General features: G+C 52.5%; 12 protein-coding genes. 3 read left to right on the top strand and 9 right to left on the bottom strand.

Annotation, left to right across the window (positions count from 1 at the left end; all coding sequences use genetic code 11):
* The first annotated feature begins 158 nt into the window (after nt 1-158).
* Both B1748_RS25490 and B1748_RS25485 read left to right on the top strand, forming a co-directional pair.
* Entirely contained in the window at nt 159-1,778 is a 1,620-nt protein-coding gene (locus B1748_RS25490) for a response regulator (protein ID WP_087570758.1), read from the top strand.
* Entirely contained in the window at nt 1,775-3,574 is a 1,800-nt protein-coding gene (locus tag B1748_RS25485) for a sensor histidine kinase (protein WP_087570757.1), read from the top strand. Before B1748_RS25490 ends, B1748_RS25485 begins: the two co-directional genes overlap by 4 nt.
* A 3-nt stretch (nt 3,575-3,577) precedes the next feature.
* Here the strand turns inward: B1748_RS25485 and dgoD are convergent, their stop codons facing one another.
* From dgoD to B1748_RS25440, 9 genes are all read right to left on the bottom strand, one after another.
* Nucleotides 3,578-4,726, bottom strand: a complete 1,149-nt coding sequence (dgoD, locus tag B1748_RS25480) for a galactonate dehydratase (protein ID WP_087570756.1) — start codon at nt 4,724-4,726, stop codon at nt 3,578-3,580.
* Between the two features lie 5 nt (nt 4,727-4,731).
* Complete coding sequence (locus B1748_RS25475; protein WP_087570755.1) at nt 4,732-5,403, bottom strand: FadR/GntR family transcriptional regulator; 672 nt, start codon at nt 5,401-5,403, stop codon at nt 4,732-4,734.
* A 165-nt stretch (nt 5,404-5,568) separates the two neighbouring features.
* Nucleotides 5,569-10,254 carry an S-layer homology domain-containing protein gene (locus B1748_RS25470; RefSeq protein WP_087570754.1) on the bottom strand — a complete coding sequence of 1,562 codons (4,686 nt, stop codon included), beginning with the start codon at nt 10,252-10,254 and terminating at the stop codon, nt 5,569-5,571.
* Nucleotides 10,255-10,598: 344 nt separating this feature from the next.
* Complete coding sequence (locus B1748_RS25465) at nt 10,599-13,301, bottom strand: hypothetical protein (protein WP_143810386.1); 2,703 nt, start codon at nt 13,299-13,301, stop codon at nt 10,599-10,601.
* A gap of 120 nt (nt 13,302-13,421) precedes the next feature.
* Complete coding sequence (locus B1748_RS25460) at nt 13,422-14,933, bottom strand: extracellular solute-binding protein (RefSeq protein WP_087570752.1); 1,512 nt, start codon at nt 14,931-14,933, stop codon at nt 13,422-13,424.
* 76 nt (nt 14,934-15,009) lie between these two features.
* Nucleotides 15,010-15,894 carry a carbohydrate ABC transporter permease gene (locus tag B1748_RS25455; protein ID WP_087570751.1) on the bottom strand — a complete coding sequence of 295 codons (885 nt, stop codon included), beginning with the start codon at nt 15,892-15,894 and terminating at the stop codon, nt 15,010-15,012.
* A 59-nt stretch (nt 15,895-15,953) separates the two neighbouring features.
* Nucleotides 15,954-16,883 carry an ABC transporter permease gene (locus B1748_RS25450; RefSeq protein ID WP_087570750.1) on the bottom strand — a complete coding sequence of 310 codons (930 nt, stop codon included), beginning with the start codon at nt 16,881-16,883 and terminating at the stop codon, nt 15,954-15,956.
* 187 nt (nt 16,884-17,070) lie between these two features.
* Complete coding sequence (locus B1748_RS25445; protein ID WP_087570749.1) at nt 17,071-19,359, bottom strand: AraC family transcriptional regulator; 2,289 nt, start codon at nt 19,357-19,359, stop codon at nt 17,071-17,073.
* A 119-nt stretch (nt 19,360-19,478) separates the two neighbouring features.
* Complete coding sequence (locus B1748_RS25440; protein WP_087570748.1) at nt 19,479-20,438, bottom strand: DUF1861 family protein; 960 nt, start codon at nt 20,436-20,438, stop codon at nt 19,479-19,481.
* A 216-nt stretch (nt 20,439-20,654) separates the two neighbouring features.
* On the opposite strand from B1748_RS25440, the gene B1748_RS25435 reads away from it, so the two are divergent.
* Complete coding sequence (locus B1748_RS25435) at nt 20,655-21,512, top strand: AraC family transcriptional regulator (protein ID WP_087570747.1); 858 nt, start codon at nt 20,655-20,657, stop codon at nt 21,510-21,512.
* Nucleotides 21,513-21,561: the final 49 nt, after the last annotated feature.

The raw sequence follows: 21,561 nt of genomic DNA, 5'->3' as shown, positions 1-21,561 counted from the left end.
AAAAAGGTTTACACCATTTTCGGATTCGCCTTACAATGGGGTTGAGTGATTTCCCCTTGAACAAATTGTAACGGCTATCCTTGATCGGTTATAGAGGAGCGGATTACGATTTTACGGTGCTACTGTATAGTTTTAACTCGTTCGGGAGGAATGATGAAATGTACAAGCTCTTTATCGTGGACGATGAAAGCTCCGTTCGCTCCGGTCTGCGGGAATGCGTAGATTGGTCTGCCTTTGGATTGGAAGTGGCCGGGGAAGCCGAAGACGGGGAAATGGCATTGCGGGAGATCCGCGAAACAAAGGGCGTCCGCATCGTATTGACAGACGTGCGGATGCCGCATTTGGACGGAATCGGGCTGGCCGAACGGCTCACTGAAGAAGGTCATCCGGCGAAGTTCGTGTTCATTAGCGGTTACGGCGATCTGGACTATTTAAAGAAGGCGATACGGCTTGAGGCCGTCGATTACTTATTGAAGCCTGTGCGTCTGGGCGAGCTGACCGAGCTGCTTCGGCGACTCGTCGACAAGCTGGATGCGGAAGAAGAAGAAATCAAGCGCCTGAACGGGCTGCAAATGAAGCTGAACCAAAGCATCCCGCTTCTGCGGGAACGGCATCTGGCCGCTCTCGTCCTGGACGGGGCCAGGGATTTGGAGGCGTTAAGGAATAAATTCGAGTTTCTTGGCATACGGCTGCCCGTTTCTCCATTCCGTCTTGGCGTCTTTGCCATCCGTATAGACGATTACGGCAAAGTAATCGGAGCGCTGCCGGAGAAAGAACGACAGTTGCAAGCGTTTGCTTTGTTGAACATCATCGAGGATGTGTTGAACGAACGTTATCCAGGACATGCGTTCGAGGTACGGACCGGGGAGTACGCCGGCATCGTCCACTTCGCCTCCGATGACGAAGAAGACGGCTTCTTTGCGTTGATTCAGCGAGTCAAGGAACAGATCAACCGGCTGTTAAAGCTTGAAGTGACGATCGGAGTAGGACCGGCGGCGGAACGTTGGGAGGAGCTGCCAAACGCCTATGGTCAGGCCGCACGGGCTTCGGAGCATAAATGGTATGTCGGGAAAAACCAGATTATCTCGATGGATGGACTCATCTACAATCCCTCAGCCCGTACCAACGGGGGAGGCGAGGAGCTCGAACCGAAAGAAATTGCCGCATTGTTAAAGGGATCCGATCGGGATGCCCTGCGTCTGGCGGCAGAAAGAGCGTTCGAAGGCGGCGAGGAAACAAACGCCATCTTCCGGACCCGGATTGCAGGGGCTCAGCTTCTGGCGGTGTGCGCCGAATTGCGGCGGGAGATGAACCTGCCCGCCGAAAGTCTGGAAGACGGCGAGCTCCGGTTATGGCAGGCGATCGTATCGGCTGAGACGGTAGCCGAGCTTCGCGAAGAAGCCGTTCGTCATTTAAATCTGACCTATGCGGAAATATCGGACAAGCGCAAAAATAAAACGCACAACGTCGTGGCGCAAATTTGCCGTTATATCGAAGAGCATTATGCGGAAGAGTTGACGAACGCCCAAATAGCCGCTTCCGTATACTTGACCACGACCTATGTCTGCCTGCTGTTTAAACAGGAGACGGGGAGAACGCTGAACGAATACATCATCGAGACGCGGATTGCCGCCGCCAAGGCGCTGTTGGCCGATCCCGCCAACAAACTGTATGATGTTTGTTATGCGGTTGGCTACAAAGATCCGGGATATTTCGGAAAGTTGTTCAAGAAGCAAACCGGTTACACGCCCGGCGAATTCCGGGAGCGGGGACTATGAACGGCTGGAGATGGCTAAAGGGATATTTGCGGGCCTATTCCGGAGCGAGCATCACAAAAAAAGCGATAGCGATTTACATCGTCGTCGTCCTGGTTCCCGGTTGCCTGTTGTTTCTTCTCTATTTTCAACAGACATCCGGCATCATCGAACGGGAAATGAGCGATTCGATGCTGCAGACGCTAAATCAAGCAGAGTACAATATCTCCAATGGCCTGGATAACGTCGCGAGCGTCTCAGACAGCGTAATCGCCAATCAGGAGATCGCTCAGTATCTAAGCGGTTCCACAAAACCGGCATACGAACAGTTCAAGGACTTCCAGGAGCTCGAGAAACTGTTTGTCAGCTTGGAACGAAATCGCGGCATTCACCGGATTCGCCTGTTCGTCGACCCGAGGCTGACGTATTCGAGAGAAGACATTCATTTCTTTTCGTTGCACGACTTGGATCGCGAAGCCGCCTGGTACCGAAACGTGATTGCGCGCAACGGAGGCAATTATTGGCGCGGGACCTATCTTCAACCCTATCTCGGAGAGTCGGATGCCAAAGTTGTATCAGCTGTGCGCATGCTGCACGATCCGCTTCATTACGAGTCGGTTATCGGCGTGCTGTCGGTTGACGTCAAAGTGAATATGATTCAGGAGATTTTAAGTCGAGTGTCCTTGTCGTCCTCTCAAGAAGTGTTTGTCGTGGACGACGATCGCCGACTCGTCTCGCATCAGGATGCCGCCAGGCTAGGACAGCCCGCCGACCTGACCGCCGCCCAGATGGAACAGTTAACGATATCGAAGGAAGGCAGTTTCCGGGACGAGCCGGGGACAACCTCCTTCCTCTATCGCAGGATTCCGAACACGGATTGGTCGATCGTCGCAAAGCTGCCGACTGCCGAGCTTTCCGGCAAAAGCGTCGTCCTGACAAAAGTGTCAGCGGTTTTGTTGCTCGGGATCGGCTCCATCGTCTTTATCTTTTTCCTGGTGCTTGCGTTCGCGGCGGCAGCCGAAAGTTTGGCCAAGCGGGTTCGGGACATGAACCGTACCCTCAAAGCCGAAGGTTCCGCGCATTTCGATGGCAGCCTGCCAAGGCCGAAAGGCGACTTGCGGCAGCTCGAAAGCGCGATCTCGCGCATGGTGCAAACCGTGCATGACCTGACAGCGGAGTCATACCGCTCCAAGCTGCACGAACGGGATGCCCAGCTAAAAGCGCTTCAGGCGCAAGTCGATCCGCATTTTTTGTACAATACGCTGGACAGCATGAACTGGATGGCCATTCGCCGGGGAGCCGATGAGATCAGCGACTTGATCGAGGCTCTGTCCACCTACTTCCGGCTAAGTCTTAACAAGGGCAGCGATGTGGTTACGCTTGCCGAAGAGCTTCAATTGATTCGATCCTATATGCACATTCATAACACTCGGGATGACAGCGGCATTGAGCTCTTCTGCGAAGTCGAAGAGACGTTGCTGTCCTGTCGGCTTCCAAAGCTAACCTTGCAGCCGATTGTAGAGAACGCGGTTCTGCACGGCATCCATATGAAACGGCCGAAGCGGGGAACCATCGACATATCCGCGAAACTCGAAGGACCCTGGCTAACGATCGAGATACGGGATGACGGCGTCGGCATGGCTCCCGAACGTCTCGCGCAGCTTCTCGAACCTCCATCTCCCGACAACAAAGTCGAAAGCTACGGACTCTATAACGTGCACGAGCGCCTTCGTTTATTTTCCCGCGATAACGGCGCGGGAGTCACCCTGACCTCGAAGCCGGGTAGAGGGACGAATGTATTGCTAAAAATAAAAATCTAGACGTTACCATTCGGCCACGCTGCCGTCTTGATGGCGCCAGATCGGATTTTTCCAGTCGTGCCGGATTTCCGCCATCTTCCGTACATGCGCCTCGTTGATTTCGATGCCAAGTCCCGGACCGTCCGGGATCGAGACGCATCCGTCCACATACTCGAATACGGACGGGTCGACGACATAATCCAGCAAATCATTGCCTTGGTTATAATGAATCCCCAGGCTCTGCTCCTGAATAAACGCGTTATGGCTAGTCGCGTCCACTTGCAAGCAAGCAGCCAGCGCGATGGGTCCGAGCGGACAATGCGGCGCAAGGGCAACGTCGTAAGCTTCCGCCATGCTCGCGATTTTCTTGCATTCTGTTATGCCGCCTGCGTGCGACAAGTCCGGTTGAATAATGTCGACATAGCCGTCCGCGAGCAGCTTCTTGAAATCCCAACGCGAGAACATCCGCTCGCCGGTCGCGATCGGGATATGCGTAACGGCCGCAATGTCCCGAAGCGCCTCGTTGTTCTCTGGAAGCACGGGCTCTTCGAGGAACATCGGGCGGAAAGGCTCCAACTCCTTTGCCAAAATTTTTGCCATCGGTTTATGGACGCGGCCATGGAAATCGATCCCGATGCCCAAATAAGGGCCGACAGCCTCCCTAACCGCAGCCACTCTCTCCAGAACTTGATCGATCTTGATATAGGAATCGATATATTGCAATTCTTCCGTCGCGTTCATCTTAACGGCGGTAAAACCTTGGGACTGCGCGCGTAATGCGGCTTGCCCGACATCGGAAGGACGGTCCCCGCCGATCCAGGAGTAGACCTTCATGCGATCACGACAGGCTCCACCCATCAGCTGATAGATCGGGGCTTGGTGGAATTTCCCCTTGATATCCCACAGCGCTTGGTCGATCCCCGCGATGGCGCTCATGAGCACGGGACCGCCCCGATAGAATCCGCCTCTGTACATCGCTTGCCAGTGATCTTCGATGGCGAGGGGATCCTTGCCGATCAGATACCCGCTCAATTCTTCGACGGCTGCTTTTACCGCGCGAGCTCTGCCTTCCACGATCGGTTCTCCCCAACCGACAATCCCTTCATCCGTATCGATCTTTAGAAACAACCATCTCGGTGGAACGATGAATAACTCCATGCTAGTAATTTTCAAGCTCCTCATCCTCTCGATTGTATGGTATTGATCATATCTTGAATATGGGCTTTCATTAACGCCCGCGCTTGCTCCGCATCCCGCTCCTGTATCGCGATCGCGATCAGCCGGTGATAGCTGACGGCTTTATCCCGCATATGGGGCAGCTTGTCCGTCTCCCTCCTTCCTTGCGCCGACAGGTCTGCCACGACGGACAGCATCTGAGCAAGCAACGGATTGTCGGCGCCTTCCGCGATCTCTTGGTGAAACTGAACATCCGTAGCGAAGTGATCCTCTCCCCGCCCGATCTGGTCTTCCATCAGATCCGCCAATTCGCGGATGGACCGGACCTGGGCCCCGGACGATCGTTTGGCGCAATACGCCGCCAGTTCAGGTTCGATCGCGAGACGTGCTTCCAGCAGCTCAAGCAGTGAACGGGTTTCCATTCCTCTGATTGGCGCTACTGGATCCTCGAGCAGTCCAGGATCGTTGCAGGCAAAAATCCCTCTGCCATGCTCGATGCTAACGATCCTTCGACTTTCAAGCAGGCGCAGCGCCTCGCGCACAGCCGTCAGGCTGAGCTTGTATTGCGACGCCAATTCCTGCATCGTCGGCAGACGTTCCCCGGGCTTCCATTCTCCGGAGCGGATTCGCTCTTGCAATTGCTCTAGTATCTCTTCGTGAGCCAGCTTCTTCATAAGGGCCTCGCAATCCTAGCTTTCATTAATGATATGATCTTTCTTTTTATAAGATATTATCTATTTGGCGATTTGTCAAAGATAAAAAAAAGCCACCAAAAAGGCCACCATAAAAGGGGATCCATGTCGCACAACGACACGGATCCCCTTCCGCTACAATTTCATTTATTCAGTTGCTGTCGCAATAGCGATATCGCCCGCAAACGGATGTTCCGGCGCGACATCCGTCCAAGGCAGCTTAAGCGGTTCGGCTGCCGGAACACGTCCCGTCACCCGGTTAAGTATAGCTATCGTCTCGGCTCTCGTAATGGATTGGTCCGGACGGAAGCTGTCATCGCCGTAGCCGTTCCACCAGCCTGCAGCATGTCCGGCCTCAATCGCGGATTGTGCCCAATGTCCATTGGTATCCGCGAACAATTGCACCGGGATCGCAGGAAGGGAAAGATTGTTCCAGCGCGTCAGGATCGTCGCCAGCTCCGCCCTCGTTACAGCTTGATCCGGTCTAAAGGTGTCATCCGGATAACCATGGAATAATCCTTTGGCGGCCCAACGCTCGATCGCGCTCTTGGCCCAGTGGCTTCCCACATCCTTCCACAGCGCCGAACTTTGAGCATCCCCTTCTGTTGTATCGTCCTTTGGATCCTGGCCCCCCAAGCGGTCCAGCAGCACAGCCAACTCCGCCCTTGCGAGGTTGTTATCCGGACGGAAGGTGCCGTCCGCGTAACCGTTAATATAAGCGTCCGGCTTATGCGGAAGAGCAACGACCGTAAAGATGCTGAATTTGTCGACCGTGATTTGCACGCCAGCCGATTGGCCGGATAAATCATTGACAACGGTGCCACGCCGGAACGTAACGTCGCCATCGTTGTGCTCGATATATACGCCTAGTCCCGCTTCCAGCTTCGTATATTGAAGCCGTTCCTGGGCGTTGCGCGGCAGCAAGGCCAGGATGATCGGTTCGCCGCTGAAATTGGTTTCTACAACCAGAGGATCAGAATGCCACAATGGTTCTCTACCGCCCAATTCAGAACGGACTAGCGGCGAGGAGGACATCCGGCTTATCGCAGCTTCGTGCGCGGCAGCATCCAAATCCGCAATATGAATAACTATAGGCTTCTTATGCTCTGCCAGACCTGCCATTGCCTCCAGAGGAATAGTCAGGCTCCAGCCCGGTCCAAGCAGCTCCAGCGTTAAGCCGGCAGTATTCAGCCGCGCCAATGCTCCCGGATCCATTTGCAGCTCCCATCCAGCGGCTTGCCCTTCGCTCTCCCGCTCGCCTACAGCAACTGTCATGCCGCGTAGAGCGGAATTAGACTCGGCCGCTTTGTTTAAGGCATGGCGGACAGCTTCTTCCTTTATGTCAACCTTGCCGATTACGTTTCCATCCTTTTCCGTAAAAGTCACGTGAGGCGTAGCTTGAATTTGTCCCTCTGCCACTTTAACATCCGCGAATGATATCGGAATTACGACGCTGCCCCCGGAATAATCGGATCCTGCGCTTTGCCGTACAACCTCGACGGTATAATGCTGTTCGGTGCCGTCCTGCGCGGTCACATCTATTCGTATCGCCGGATTTTCTCCCAGCTCTAACGGGATTTCTTGCGATGGGGTTCCGCTTAACACCGTTTCGCCATTAACCTCGATGACGGCGTGCTTATTCGTTGCGACAGGCGTAACCGCAATCCGATCAACGCCGCTTACAACCGCCTTATATGCCAGCAGCTCGGGATCGAATGGCGAATCAAGGCTGCCGCTGCTTAGCGCAAGCTTGGAGAGCGTTGCGTCCGAAGATGGATTCACCAGCACATACGGCTGATTGTCAGCATGCTCGCGCGAGTGAAACTGGACCAAAGCACCGGAGGAATTCGGAATATCGTTAATAATGAAACGCAAGGTCACTTTCTGATCGCCCCCGGTCCCCATTCTGCTCTGGACGAATGAGGCGATGTCGAACGAATACCAACCGGCATTCTGCACCTCCATCGTACCCAGCGCTTGGGGCGTTTGCAGCGGCCTGTTGTTGAACACAATCGTATTTTCATTCCAGTTGCTGCCCGGATAACCAATGACATCGATTTTCACTTTTTTGGGAAGCGTTTCAGCTAAATAGACATGCACGTCCGCCGATTGTACGGGCTCCGTATATCCGGTCAAATCGAATTTCAAGTAGGCAAGCTGATCTCCGCCGCCATCCGCATTCAGGATATCCATAACGTTCAAGTATTCCGAAGTGCCATAATTGGTTGATGGATGATTTTGATGCACATGCGCATCCTCGACGGCAACGAATACATTGTCCACCGATGCTTCCGACCGCTGTACGGTGATCGTATAGCTGTCCATAGCCGCATTAGGCGCAGTCGTTTGCACAACGATAATGGTATCTTCTTCTCCCAGCGATATAGGCTGGGATGCGGCGCCGCTTGCAACCGGAACCCCGTTTACCAGAATCGCGGTGTCCGCATCCTCCGCGGTCGGGGTAATACGAATCGATGTTGTTTCGGCGTCTACCTGCAAGTTGTAGTGAGACTGATCCGGCGCGAATCCCTCCGACAGTTCTCCGTCGCTTACGGCCAAGCTCTGAAGGCGAACGCGCGGATACACATTGGCTGCTCGCGGCATGTCGTAGGCTTGCGCCCAGTAATAGCCGCTTGCGGTGACGCGTCTTGGCATAAAGCCTGCCAGATGGTTTTCGCCAATCGTTTCCGAAGTGAAGGATACGGAAGAACCGCCCGTCTGGCCCGATACATAGCGGCCTCCGGCATAAGTAAATCTCCCCTCGACATTGGCCGCGATCGGCGCTCCGGTCGCGTAATCGGAGATTGCGATAGCGGCTGACACCGCAGTCCCCGACCGTTCGACCTTCATCGAGGACACGATCATCGGCTTGAGCTCCGTATGCCGGGTTGTTGCCGCCGCTTGCTCCGATGCAGGACCTACATTGCCTCGCAAGTCTACGGCAGCCACTTTATAATAGTAGGTCGTATCCGGCAGCAGGCCCGTATCTTTATAGGACAACGATCTGGCCGTGCCGATCGCATGTTCGGCGCTTGCCGTGAAATTGGGCACTGTGCTGCGGTATATGACATAATTTTCGATTTCCGAATTATCGTAAGCCCGACCATAGGACAACGTTACGGTCTGATAATCAACAGCCTGCGCGGAGGGTTGGCGACTGACGACAGAGGGAGGTTCAGAGTCGTCAGACGGCATCCATAACACTCCGTCCGGCCCCCAATGCGAAGGCAGCCATCGGATGGAATCATAATGGTGCATGGCAATTCCTCCGAAAGCGGGATTGCCGCCAAAGGCCGTGTGCACCTTGTCGAGCTCGGACTCCATATAGGCTCTGCCTTCTTCGCGGAAGGTGATCGTCTCCGGATCTCCGCTATTGGCAATGTCGAGCGTCTCTACGCCGATCACGACCGAATTCGGCTTGCCGATCGCATTGGCATAATCGATTTCCCCTTGCGCTTGCTCAATCAGCCCGACGGAGCCTTCGGCCTGATCCCTATAGTTCATAATCGAAATATAATCCACCATATCCTGAATATGTTCGGAGAGCCATTTGGTTTCCCCGTTGAATGTTATATCCTTTGCGCGATCCGATGTGTCGTACCATCTCGGAATCGCGGGTCCGAACGATAGATTTAATCCGGATGCATCGCGCCTCTCCATCATTTTTTCGACCAGCTCCAAATACTCCACCTGCAAAAACTTGCTTGCATCCGCAAAATCCGGCGAAATATAAGGTTCGATATCTACGTTGACTCCATCAAAACGTTCGGCCGGGTCGGAAGACAAATTATAGTTCAGCACCTGCTCGAAATGCCCGATCGCTACGTCATGGAACGCTCGATAAGCCCCCATATAAGGCGGTGAAGTTCCTCCCGCGATGCAGGCCTGCACCTCAAAGCCATGCTCGTGCGCCCATGCGATAAAATCGCGCAGCAAATCCGGTCTGTCCTCCATCACATCCATGCCGGCAAACGGGCCAACTGCAAAATACAACACCTTCACGGGCTCGGATTGAAAGGTATCCGTATCCTTGGCCATCTCCAGCAGAACGTTTCTGGAGCCGGGATTCAGCAGCATATTATACGACGCTGCTTCCCAAATCCACATCGCTCTGTCCTGACTGTTAACGCTTACAGTTTCATATATGCCTGACCCAATCTGCGCATAAGTCGTTAAGCTTCTGCCCGTTGCCCCATGCTCGTTAAAAGCCCGAGCCTCTAGGCTCACGATACTATCGGATAAGCTGTCCGTATCCCAGTTCAACGTATAATGCCCGTTATTCTGCCCCGCCTCCTGCCACGGTCCGCCATTGATGCGTACCTCCACGCGACTAATGCCAGCCGTCGATTGGACTTCTACCTCTATCGGCACGACGCCGCTTAGCGAAGTCCCTTCCTGCGGACTTGCAATGGTTACAAGCGGCGCTTCCGATGCGGCATTGCTAACGTTAATGTGCATATCCGGACTCCATATGCCGTATCGGGTCGACGTATCGAGCCCCCGCGCCCTCAACTGAACCATTCCGCTATAACCGGTTGTATCCAAATCATAATGCCAGGTGCCGGAATCGGTGCCGCTTGGATCGTATGTAAGAGCGTCCACCTGTCTTGTACCATTAATGAACAGCTTAATATCATATAGCCCTGTATAAGTACCCGATATTCTAACCGTACCGCTGTTTACCGTTGCGCCGTTCTCCGGCGAATCAATCGTGATTGCCGCAGCCGCGCTTGCCTTCTGCGGCTCTTGCAACAGCCCGGAAAGCGCCATCGTCCAGACGAGAATTGCAGCGACCAGCATTTTTGCTTGCTTCCTATACCTAATACCAACCATGCGAATAACCCCTCCCTGTTATTGTTATCATCGCTGAGCATAACAGAGCCCGGGTGCATGTAAAATAAGCATTATTGCGGGTTTATCCTCCTTTCCTGCCGCACCTGACGTAATGCGTATAAATCCTATGAAATGAATATGGGGACAAGGGAAAATGCTCAAAACAAAAAACCTTAGGATGCACAGGATCCTAAGGTTTAAACCTGTCTACGCTTAATCCACCCGGAAGCCGATCAGCCCCAGAGCAAGCTGTTCGCATCGAATCAGTGCCTTGTCCGGGTCGGAAAGCGCCTGATGAATCAAACAAAGCGTCCCTTTCTTCCTAGGCTTCATGTTTCAATCTCCTAATCAACCGTTACGGCTATGGCAAATGCCCCCACTGCCTCATTCGTCGCCTTAATTCTCAGAATATGGGTCAGCTCGTCAAAGGTATACTCCAGGCCGGCGGTCAGCGGCTGCCCATTCAGTCTTACTTCGGCAAGTCCGGCGCTGCCTGTATACACGCTTAACTCCTCGAACGGCCGATTGAAGCTCATACTCAGCGTTGCTGTTCCGGCATTCCAGCCGATCTGGGTTAATTGAACAGGCTGATGATCATGCGGCGTGTCGGTGCCGATCAGAATCGGGTACACCCCGCCGTATTGTTTCTCCAACGCGTCGAATACGATCTGGCCCCATGCCTGCGACTCGCCCATCCCCGCATAACCCAGCGAATTGCGGATAATCAGGGCGTCCTGCGTGTCCCACTGCGGCAGCTGCAGGAAGTGGCTGAGCGCGTTCAACGCCGCGACGCTGTGCCTGTCCGCATAGCCCAAATACGTCTTGGTGGTGTAGTAACCTTGATTGTTCGCCTCGTTAATGGTTAGCAAATGGGTCTCGTAATTGGCCACTTTGGCATCAAGAATGCCTTTAAATTTGCGGATGCCGTAGATCGCATTGCCCAAACCATCATTATCGACTGCGAACAGCCCCGTTGCCGCGGGCGGCAGCCTGTCGTATACAAACTGGGCAAGCTCTTCGTAGGTTTTGCCGAAGATCAGCGTAACGGAATCCTGCTCGGCCATAACCGCCAGACCGTACAGCAGCGGACCCAGCTCGCCCCAATACAGAGAGCCGTTGTCCTTGTCCTCGAAGGAAGACCAGTTATGGGCAGGATAGCTCAGCATATTTTGATACATAATGCCGATGGCGCTGTCCAGAAGCACCTTGGCTTCCGTATCCGCCGGGTGGCCGACGCTCCAGGATGCCAGTCCCATAACCGGATAGCCGTAATTCATCAGCCGTCCGAACAAATAATTGTCATATGTCGCGGAATCATATTCCGTCGGTTCATAATGATCGGCGGTTCCTCCCAGCATATGGGAGCCAAATCTGATTTTCTCCAAATATTCCTGCCAGGTTTGCCCTTGAGCCAGCGTACCGTTGTATTTGAAGTAAGAGCTGCCGTTGGATTGCAAAATGCCTTCGAAACGGGCCGGGTTGTTTTTGGCCAAATCCTCGCCCCGAACAAAACCTTTGCCGTCATCGTACAACAGCCACGCATCGCTGCCCCATTGCTTGACCGATGCAAAAAAGTCGGAATCGCCGATGCCGTCGTCATTGCGCGCTTTGACAATGAGGCGGGGATTGGATACGGAGCCTTGAATAGGCGTAAGGCTGCCCTCCACCTCAATTACTCCTCCACGAATGCTGACGTCAAACTGAACGCGCACATTATTTTCTTGTTTGGAGAAGCTGACGAGCATCGTATTGGTTTCTTCATCAAAGTCCACCGTCCTGACATCCGGATTCGCGACTTCAATCGGTTCAAGACCGTCATAGCCGTATGCGAAACGAAGCGCTCCAAGCTCCTTGGACCCATATGTGCTTTCGAAGAAGGTCAGCCGCGGTACGGACAAATCTCCCGTCACCTCATAGACGCCGTTGTCAAATCGCAATTGCGGATCGACATATACGCTCGCGCCCTGTCCATACATAAAGTCGGTCCAGCGATGCGTCGGCAATCCCCGCGGCATGCTTTCCTTCACGAAATCGGCCAGCTGCTGCGTCGATGCAAGCGCATAGGTTTCGGGAAGCGTCTTCAGGCTGAGCAATATTTCCGCTGAATCGGTGCTCCAGCGCATGTTGCTCTCAATGTACCCTCTGGTTTCCGTATTGCGGTAATCGCCCAATTGCGGATCGTAATAAAGCCTTTGTCCCCTTTCCTGGGGTTTCACGGTATATCCGGACACATTGCGCGCCTCTAGCTGCTCGGACCGGGCGATAATGTTTCCGCTTACATCAATGACATCGACAATATACACATAACTTTTGTCAGCTTCTATCGAGCTGAGATAGGACAGCGCATTGACATCCGTAACGGTCCGGTCCAAATAATAGGGGTGCAATTGCGGCAAATATTGAAAATTTTTGCTCCAGTCGCCGCCGCTGTAATACTTCAGAGCGGGATACGTTTTCGGAAACTTGTAAATGCGGTAGGAACCGAAGTTGTTGGCCGTGGATTTGGCCCAGCTCACCGCTGCCTGATTGGCGACAGGCGATCCGACGGATGCCGCGTGTTCCGGGTAAGGCACGACCGTAATATCCACCCAGATGCCGAGATTGTTCAGGAACGTTCCGTCCGCCCTGACCGGACGCAGATACATGCGAGTTGTGCCTATCTCTTCCTGACCCGTCACCTTGAATTCAAACCGGCCGATTCCGCCGCTCTGAATGCCCGCATAGTTAGGCGCTGCCGGCCTGCTGTACGTCAGCCAACTATTGTTGCCGCTGTACATGGAGCTTGTTTCATGAGAATAGCTGCTGTCCGTATGGGCCAGCACCACTTCATGGCTCGGCCATCCGAATAGCCACGTCTCTGTACCCGTATTTCTGAGTTCGACCCAAAAGCTTTTTGTTTCACCCGGATGAAGGGTAATCGACGATGTGCTCTCCGCAACGTATTCGGCGGCAAAGCCGTTATTTGCGGAAGCCGCAACGGCAAAAGACAACAGTAGCGCCAAGCCCAATAATCCGGTTATTGCCGCTCGTTTGCATACAGCCATCATTTTCATCCTCCCACTTAATAGTCCTGTTTTCTCCTCGTCTGTCGAGGCGCGCAGCGTCTCCTATTCTCGTCCCGCAAGGTGCAAGGATAAGAGACGCCGCGGAAATCATATACTCTCCTATCATTCAAGAAAGGCGTCAACCTGCTTCTGGAACTCCTCCATCACCTTCGACAGGCCCGCTTTCTTCAGCTCCTCGCTGTATTGCGGAATCGCCTCCTCGGGATCAAGCACGCCCGATGCAATACCGTATTTGTATTTGTTTTCAATCGTGCTGAGCGCGGCAATCTCCGTTTTAACAGGCGTCTGATCGAAGTTAAAGCCCATAATGGGACTCATGAGTTCAGTTGACTTGTCGAAGTCTTGCAGTTGCTGCATAAAGTCGGGAGCATCTGAGGCTTTGGGCTTCAGAAATTGCGGATTTTGCCACATCCACTCCGGCGGCGCATACCCGATCAAGGTCGCGTCCACGCCTTCGGGCACCACAACGGCTCCATCTTTAACGTCGAAATGAACGCCTTTCAAACCGTTGGTCATCATATCGTAGTTTTCTTCATTTTGTTGAATCCAGTTCAGGAACATAATCGCCCGGTCCATATTTTTGGAGGTGGCCGCTATGCTTTGGAAGTTCCATGTCGTGGTCGGCATGTACGGTTCCTCAGTCAGCAAAATCTTGATAAATTCCACCTCGGCTCCTTCCACGGCGATATTGCGATAGTAGTTATTGTATTCATAGACATCGCCGCCGCCAATCGCCGCTTTGCCGGAGTTAAAGTCAGCGCGGATATCGCGGCCCACCATCACGTCCTTGTCAATATAACCTTTGTCGTACAGCATGCGCAGGAAGCTGGCGTCCTCCATTGCGTCCGGGCGTTCATACTTGGCTTCGGCCTTCAAGGTCTCGTAATTGAACACAATTCCGTCAAGGCTTGTGCTTTGCAGCACTTCTCCCATATGGAAGGCCGCTGGCGGCTCATTGAATACAAGCATCTCCGGATTGTTGGTTTTGACTGCCTCCGCGAAGGCAACCAGATCGTCCAGGGTCCGAATTTCCGGCAGCCCGTATTTCTCGCGCAGATCCTTGCGTATTGTAGCGGTGTAGTAGCCCTTTGTTGTACCGAGCGCTCCCGCCGGCACGCCGTATTTCTTTCCGTTCACCGTAACGGGCGGCCAATATTTGGAGTCCAGCGCAGCCATAATATCCGGCCCATATTGCGCTAACGCATCATCCAGCGGGGCGATGGAATTGGACTTGACGAACGTGCCGAGCAAGGCGGGGTCCGTCCACATAATGTCCACCTGATTGCCGGTCGACAGCATAATCGGAAGCTTCTGGAAGTAATCGCCCCAAGGAATATATTGATAGTTCAGCTTGACAGGGATACCGTCCTCAGCCAATTTTTTCTCCAGCTCGGCCGTCACATTGTCCTGATCGGGCTGCGGATCGCCGGGGTATACGATATTTAAGGTAACGGTCTTAAGCTCCTCCTTCTCTCCTCCTGTTGCCTGGCCGCTGTTAGCGGTGCCGGACGGATTATCCGCCGGAGCGCTGTTGCCCGAGCATGCTCCCAAGATAATTGCAAACGACAATACAACCATCAAACAGAACCATTTCTTGCTGACTGACTTTTTCATCCTTTGACCTCCCGAATTATTGTAAAAGCATGATCTATACAAATCCTTGCGGATTGCATATTCGATTGAATCTCTGCTAGCCCTTCACGCTTCCGATTGTCAAGCCCTTAACGAAATAGCGCTGCAGGAACGGATACAGCAAAATGATGGGACCAATCGTCAGCACCGTCGTTGCCATCTTCACGCCTTCCTTCGGAATTGCGGCGGCGGCAATCGAGGAGTTCACCCCGCTGGATGCGGCATACGAAATATTGGACGTAATCGCCCGGATGAGAAGCTGCAACGGGTACAGCTCGCGATCGCTGACGAGCATCAGGGCAAGCCACCAGTCGTTCCAATAGCTGATCGAATAAAACAGGCCAATCGTCGCCAGCCCCGGCATCGCAAGCGGCAAAGCGATGTTGAACAGCAGCTTGATGTCATTCGCCCCGTCTATTCTCGCCGCCTCGAATATAGCGTTGTCAATCGTCGAGAAAAAGCTGCGGAGCACAATCAGATTAAACGCATTGATCGCATACGGCACGATAAGCGCAGCCAGGCTGTCATAAAGATGCAAATACTTGGTGGTCACAATGTACCAGGGTACAATTCCGCCGTTAAACAACATCGTGAAATAGACGAAAAACGAGATCGGCACGCTCATCCTCCATTCGCGCCTGGACAGCGCAAAGGCCATCATCGTCGTAAGCAACAGGCTGAAGGCTGTGCCTGCAAAGGTCACGAACAGCGTAACCTGATAGGCGCCCAGAATCGAGGAGCCGCGGCCAAGCACATATTTGTAGGCGTCCAGCGTAATCGCATGGGGGAAAATATCAAAACCGTTAGCGCGAATATACAGCTCGTCCGTCAAGGACGTAGAAACGATCGTCATAAACGGGATAATGGCGGCAATGACGAACAAACCAATCGCCACATAGGCCAACCACGCCACTAATTTGTCGCTTATCGTGTACGCTTTCATCGGTCACAACTCCAGTCTGATTGCAAGCTATTAGTGCATGTTCAAAAAATCAACCTCTATTAGAATAAGGCGGAATCTTTATCATATTTTCGCACAACGGCATTGGCCGCAAACACAAATAGAAAGCCGATAAACGATTGCAGCAGACCGATCGCCGAAGACATTCCCACATCGTTCAGCGTGCGCAGCGCCCGGAATACATACGTATCGATGACATCCGTTGTGGAGAAGAGCAGGCTGTTATCCCCCACCAGTCCGTATATCATGCCGAAGTCGCCGTAGAAGATGCGTCCGATCGCGAGCAGCAGCAAAATAATAATCGTTTTGGAAATGCCGGGAATCGTAATATGCCGGATTTGCTGCAGTTTGTTCGCCCCGTCAAGCTCGGCCGATTCATATTGCTCCTGATCAATACCCGTAATCGCCGCCAAATAAATAATGCTGCTGAAGCCCGCCGACTTCCAGACATACAATAGCACGAGAATGGCCGGCCACCACTCGGCGCTGCTGTACCAGCTTATACGGGGCAATCCGAGATTGCTCAGCCATCCGTTCAAGATGCCGAAGTCGGTATTCAGGAAATTGTAAGCGAAGACGGCAACAATGATCCAGGATATAAAGTTGGGAAGAATGATCAGCGATTGCGATAATTTTTTGAACCAGGTCAATCGGATCTCATTGATCAGAATAGCCGTGATAACCGCAAGCGATGTGCCGATGCCGATAAACAGAATGTTCAGGAACAACGTATTGAAGATTACCTTGAGCACGGAGGCCGTATCCACCGTAAGAAAACGGAAATTATCGAGGCCGTTAAAAGGGCTTCCGAAGATGCCCAAATCCATGCGGTATTCCTTAAAAGCGACAATAATTCCGGCCATGGGCAAATAATTGAATAATAGAAAAAACACAATTCCCGGCAGAACCAATACGTACAAAAACCTGTTTTTTATCAAATCCGTCATAAACCATTTTGCAGACTTCACCATCCGGCACACCTCATTTTTTGTATCTGCTTGCTGCTGACAGACTAAAATATAGCGCTTCCAGTTGGGGGCAACAAGTTAACAAACTAAATATTGTTTAGAAAACTATAGCTTTTCGCTTTAGAAAATCACAGATTCCGCGGATATATCGCAAAACAAACGAAAAAACGCCCCTGCGGGCGTCTCTCGGTTAGTGCGATTGGCTTTTGCGATATTCGGTAGGCGCCAATCCCGTTTGCTTCTTGTACCATGTGACAAAGTAGGAGGCGTTTAGAAAACCGACCTTTTCCCCGATCTCCTTGACCGTCAGCCTGGAGCCCGTCAGAAATTCGTTCGCCTTGCGAACTCTCAGCTGCGTCACGTATTCCAGAAACAATTGATTAAACAGTTCCTTGAACAATCTGCCGAAATAAATGCCGTTATAACCAAAGCGCTCGGCAACCACCTCAATCGAGAGGTTTGAATTGCCGTATTGCTCCTCCAGAAATTCGGCGATCTTGTCCGCCAAATCCGACCTGCTGTGCTGCTTGCTTTCCTTTGTCCGATGGATGGTATCCTTGCAGAAATGAACAAACCACTCCTCTATCTCTGACAGCGTTTCCATTTGTTGCAGACGCTCAAGCATATTCATAAAGGCGGCAGAGGCGGTGGAAACGACGGAATTGGCATTGGCGCTCACAATCGAAAACAGCAAAAAGTGAACGGAAGTGCGAATCATCGAATACGGAGCCTCGCGAAAAACGTCAAATACTTCCGCAACCGCCGCATCGACAGCCGCTTCCTTGCCCGACCGGATGACTTCAAGCAGTTGCTTCTGCCTGGACTGCGGGTATTCAAATTCCGTCTCCGCCTCTCTAAGCAGTTGCTCGTACACCAATATATGCCCCGTTCCTTGCGTCAAACGATAGTGGACCGCTTCCCTCGCTGTCAAATAGGCTTCTCCGATTCCCGAACCGGCGGCAACAGGGAGGCCGACGCCAACGGTGGTCGATATGCCGTATGCCTCCGCGATCTCTTGCTGCAGGCTCTTCAGCAGCTCCAGCATCGACGGACATTCACTCTCCTCGCCGCCCAACAGAAGCACCGTTTCCTGCTCCAATCTCACAACCTCGCATCGGATTCGGGCATGCATATACTGTTCTGTCAAGCTGTACAGAACTGCGCTTACACGAAAATCCATCTCGGCCCGGTGCTCCTTCAGCTCTCGCAGACTGTCCGGCCTGACTACAACCACGCGCAACTGATCGCTGCCCATAATATCCAGACGCAGCTGGAAGGTATCGCAATCGGACTGCTCGGGCTGCCGATTGCCTTGCAGCAGCTCCTTCAAATATTCTGCTTTCATCGTTACGCGCGACAATCGGTTAGTTGCCTCCAACTGTTCGAACCTTGTCGTTACATTGGCGTAGAAACGGGTCAATATTTCCATTTCGCCCAGCTTCTCGTCCGACATTGCCTCTTCATTCGGCAGTTGAAAGCGCTGCGCCTTCCGCGCAAGCTTCGACAATGGCGAAGACAGCATGCCGCTCAGCACAGCCGATGCTCCCAGAGCCAGCAGCAGCAACAGCAAGCAGGCCGTGATGGCCGTACGGCGTATATCCGATATTTCGGCCGTAGCAGTCTCATAAGGAAGCATCGATACCAGATACCAGCCCAATGACTCCGAATAGATCGAGGATACCAGCGTCTTCTGCTTATTCTCCATGGAAATAAAATTGCCGCCGGTCTGCTCAGACATGATGCGCCTCACATCGCTTCTGCCCGACATGTCCTCCAGAAAGCCGCTCTCATATGGCGAATATACCGCCTGCCCCTGCCCGTCCAGCACTAGTAGATTCATATCAAGGGTCTGCTTATCCCGAACCGGGACAAATCCGTCCAGCGTCACATTGACTATAATCGCGCTTGAGATTTCCCGATTGTTTGCATCCCGGTCATAATAAAATACCGTATAGACATGATCCGCTTCGCCTTCGGCCGGATTGACCCTAAGCTTGCGGGGCAACAGTTGCCCCAGACTTTGCACATTCTCCTCCTGCAGCCAGGCGATCGTATCCGTTTCGGCGTACATTTTATCCCGATCCGTCCCCGTCCATATGCCGCTTTGACCATTGTACAGGGCGATAGAATACAGAGTGGTATTCGTAATCAGCAGATCATTAAGCCTGCGCATCGCCTCCGCCTTCAGGAAGTAGTCGCTGTCCGCCTCTCTCCCGTTTATCACTTGAATAATGTAAGGATCCAATGACAGTTGCAGCGTAATCAGACGAGCCTGCTCGGATATATGCTCCAGAATGGCAGAGCTTTGCTCCAACCGTTTCTGCGCGATATCATTAATTTGCGCTGCCGAACCTTTCGAGAAGGCTTGGAACAGCAACGCGGCAATCGTCAAGGCTACGACAACCAGCAGTACCACGAATGAAATAAAAAACCGAAAAAAAATCGATTTGGGTACTATCTTCTCTCTGATACGTCTCATCTGCTTCTCCCCCGCCTTCCAATGCAACCCAATGTTGGCTTCGCTGCAACTTCAGTCTACCCACCATAATGACACCGTCATGGCTGATTGACAAGAAAAAAGACTATCCTTGCGGACAGTCATCTCGGGCTTATCATTCTCCCATATCCTTCGAACGGATAATCGATCACGATGCGGCCGGCCTCCGTATCGCCGATTCCCGCATACAGATCGCATCTGCCGTCCTCGCGCAGCACAATACCCGAGGTGAAGGTGCAATCGGTCAAATCGGGCTTTTTGCTTGGACCGTCGGGATAGCAGCTCCGAGTGCCAATAATTTTTTGATCCAGAGCCACATGATTGTCTACATCGAATACAAACGAAAAATTCATGTAAACCTGCTGCATCTGACCGTCCGCCGCATATGTCTTATAGCAAATATGTCCGATTACGCCAATCTTCCCGCTGTCCAGGCTGTAAGCTTGATTGCAGCCGCCCCATTCATCCCGGGCGAACAGTCCTGGAATATAGCGCGCACGTTCGATCGACTCCGCCGTCAGCTCGTCCAGATGGTCAATAATCGTAAATCCGATCATCGATTCGCTGCCGAATTCCCGCCGGATGTCCTCGCTCCTTGGCCGTGAAAACACGCCGATTCGTCCATCCATCAATTGCACCAGACGAATATCCTTCATATATTCAGGGCCGGTTGTGAAGTAGTACAGGTCATCCAACTCCGTGCCTCTATAAAAATATCCGAAATAGGTGTCGACCTGGCCTTGCCGATAACGTACATGCGTCCCGCCCATAACGACCCGGTCGTCGATTATGCTTACATACGGGTCCTCAAGCTGATAGCTCATGCTGTCCGGCGCCAGCATCCATTCGTCCGGTCCAATCTGCTCGAACAGACGAACCCACGAACGCGCCCATTCGCCCCGTCTTTCTACACGACCGTAAATATACGACCGGTCCCGCCATACAAAAGGAATCGAAACATTATAAACATCGAAACCTTCCACCCCATGGAAAGTTAGCTTTGCGCTTTCATAGATCACTTTGTTTTGTTCAAATTGCTCGCGTTTTTGCAGCAGCAGCATCTGTCATCGGCCTCCATCTCATCGCTTGAATCAGCTATGATCTTACCATGGCGATGTGTGGGAAATCCTGCCGATATTTCTCATCGACTACGCTAGATTGACATTTGTGTAAACTTTCATTTACGGATATAAGATTTTCCTTTTAAAAACAGGACTTTAAAGCAACGGCACTCATGATAGAATTATACTGTATTGATCGAAGGGAGAGGATGAGCAATGGAGAGCCCCATTCAGCTGTTCAGAGCGGAAGGTGGAATTGACGAGGAAGCGGAAGGACATTATCGCGATCTTAGGGGCATCGGAAATACGGCTGGACCGCATACGCACGACTTCTTTGAATTTTTTCTGATCACGTCAGGCTCGGTCTGTCATTGGATCAATGGAAAAAAGGAGCAGTTGGACGAAGGCTCGCTGGTTTTTATGAGACCTCAGGATATTCATTTCTACGAGAAGCTTCCTGGCCAGGATTTCCGTCTCATCAATCTCTCCTATTACAGCAAGACGGTCATGGAGCTGTTCGCCTATCTGGGCGATGGTTTCCCGCAAGATGCTTTTTTGTCCGCTCCTTATCCCGCTGCCGTTCGGCTTTCCCAACAGGATAAGCTGCTGTTGCAACGCCGTATGGAAAAGCTCTATCGTATCCCCCAGCATGACAAACGGTGGTTTCGTACAGAATTGCGTTCCCTGTTGTCGGAGGTATATGTCAGCCATATGATGCCCAACGTTGTCGCCAAGCCCGACGAACGTCCCCCTTGGTTTGTACAGCTCTGCTTGCAAATAAAAAATCCCGCTTGCTTCCACGAGGGAATCGCTGCCATGTTGAGCTTATCCGGCAAATCCCATGCGCATCTTTGCCGTGTGTTCCAGCAATGGGAGCAGTTGACTCCCCTCCAATACTTGAATCGCGTAAAGCTTCAATATGCGGAAAATCTGCTGCTCCGCTCCGACTGGAGCATTCTCGACATTTCCCTGGAGGCTGGCTTTCATAATTTGGGCTACTTCTACAAATCCTTTAAAGCACTTTATGGACACACGCCGCTTCAATATCGTCGGATTCACCAATCGGCGTTTTAATAACAAAAAGCTCTTAAGATAGGTGGAACCTCATCCTAAGAGCCGCCGA

Source organism: Paenibacillus sp. MY03, from assembly GCF_002165585.1.
Taxonomy (GTDB): Bacteria; Bacillota; Bacilli; order Paenibacillales; family Paenibacillaceae; genus Pristimantibacillus; species Pristimantibacillus agaridevorans.
Note: the sequence above shows the minus strand (reverse complement) of the source record. Positions and strands in the feature narration are given on the sequence as shown.

Bases quoted from the DNA above. Each gene is read 5' to 3' on its own strand.
- B1748_RS25465 (WP_143810386.1), bottom strand. From the start codon at position 13,301: ATGATGGCTGTATGCAAACGAGCGGCAATAACCGGATTATTGGGCTTG.
- B1748_RS25445 (WP_087570749.1), bottom strand. From the start codon at position 19,359: ATGAGACGTATCAGAGAGAAGATAGTACCCAAATCGATTTTTTTTCGG.
- B1748_RS25470 (WP_087570754.1), bottom strand. From the start codon at position 10,254: ATGGTTGGTATTAGGTATAGGAAGCAAGCAAAAATGCTGGTCGCTGCA.
- B1748_RS25485 (WP_087570757.1), top strand. From the start codon at position 1,775: ATGAACGGCTGGAGATGGCTAAAGGGATATTTGCGGGCCTATTCCGGA.
- B1748_RS25475 (WP_087570755.1), bottom strand. From the start codon at position 5,403: ATGAAGAAGCTGGCTCACGAAGAGATACTAGAGCAATTGCAAGAGCGA.
- B1748_RS25435 (WP_087570747.1), top strand. From the start codon at position 20,655: ATGGAGAGCCCCATTCAGCTGTTCAGAGCGGAAGGTGGAATTGACGAG.
- B1748_RS25490 (WP_087570758.1), top strand. From the start codon at position 159: ATGTACAAGCTCTTTATCGTGGACGATGAAAGCTCCGTTCGCTCCGGT.
- B1748_RS25460 (WP_087570752.1), bottom strand. From the start codon at position 14,933: ATGAAAAAGTCAGTCAGCAAGAAATGGTTCTGTTTGATGGTTGTATTG.
- B1748_RS25450 (WP_087570750.1), bottom strand. From the start codon at position 16,883: ATGGTGAAGTCTGCAAAATGGTTTATGACGGATTTGATAAAAAACAGG.
- B1748_RS25455 (WP_087570751.1), bottom strand. From the start codon at position 15,894: ATGAAAGCGTACACGATAAGCGACAAATTAGTGGCGTGGTTGGCCTAT.
- B1748_RS25440 (WP_087570748.1), bottom strand. From the start codon at position 20,438: ATGCTGCTGCTGCAAAAACGCGAGCAATTTGAACAAAACAAAGTGATC.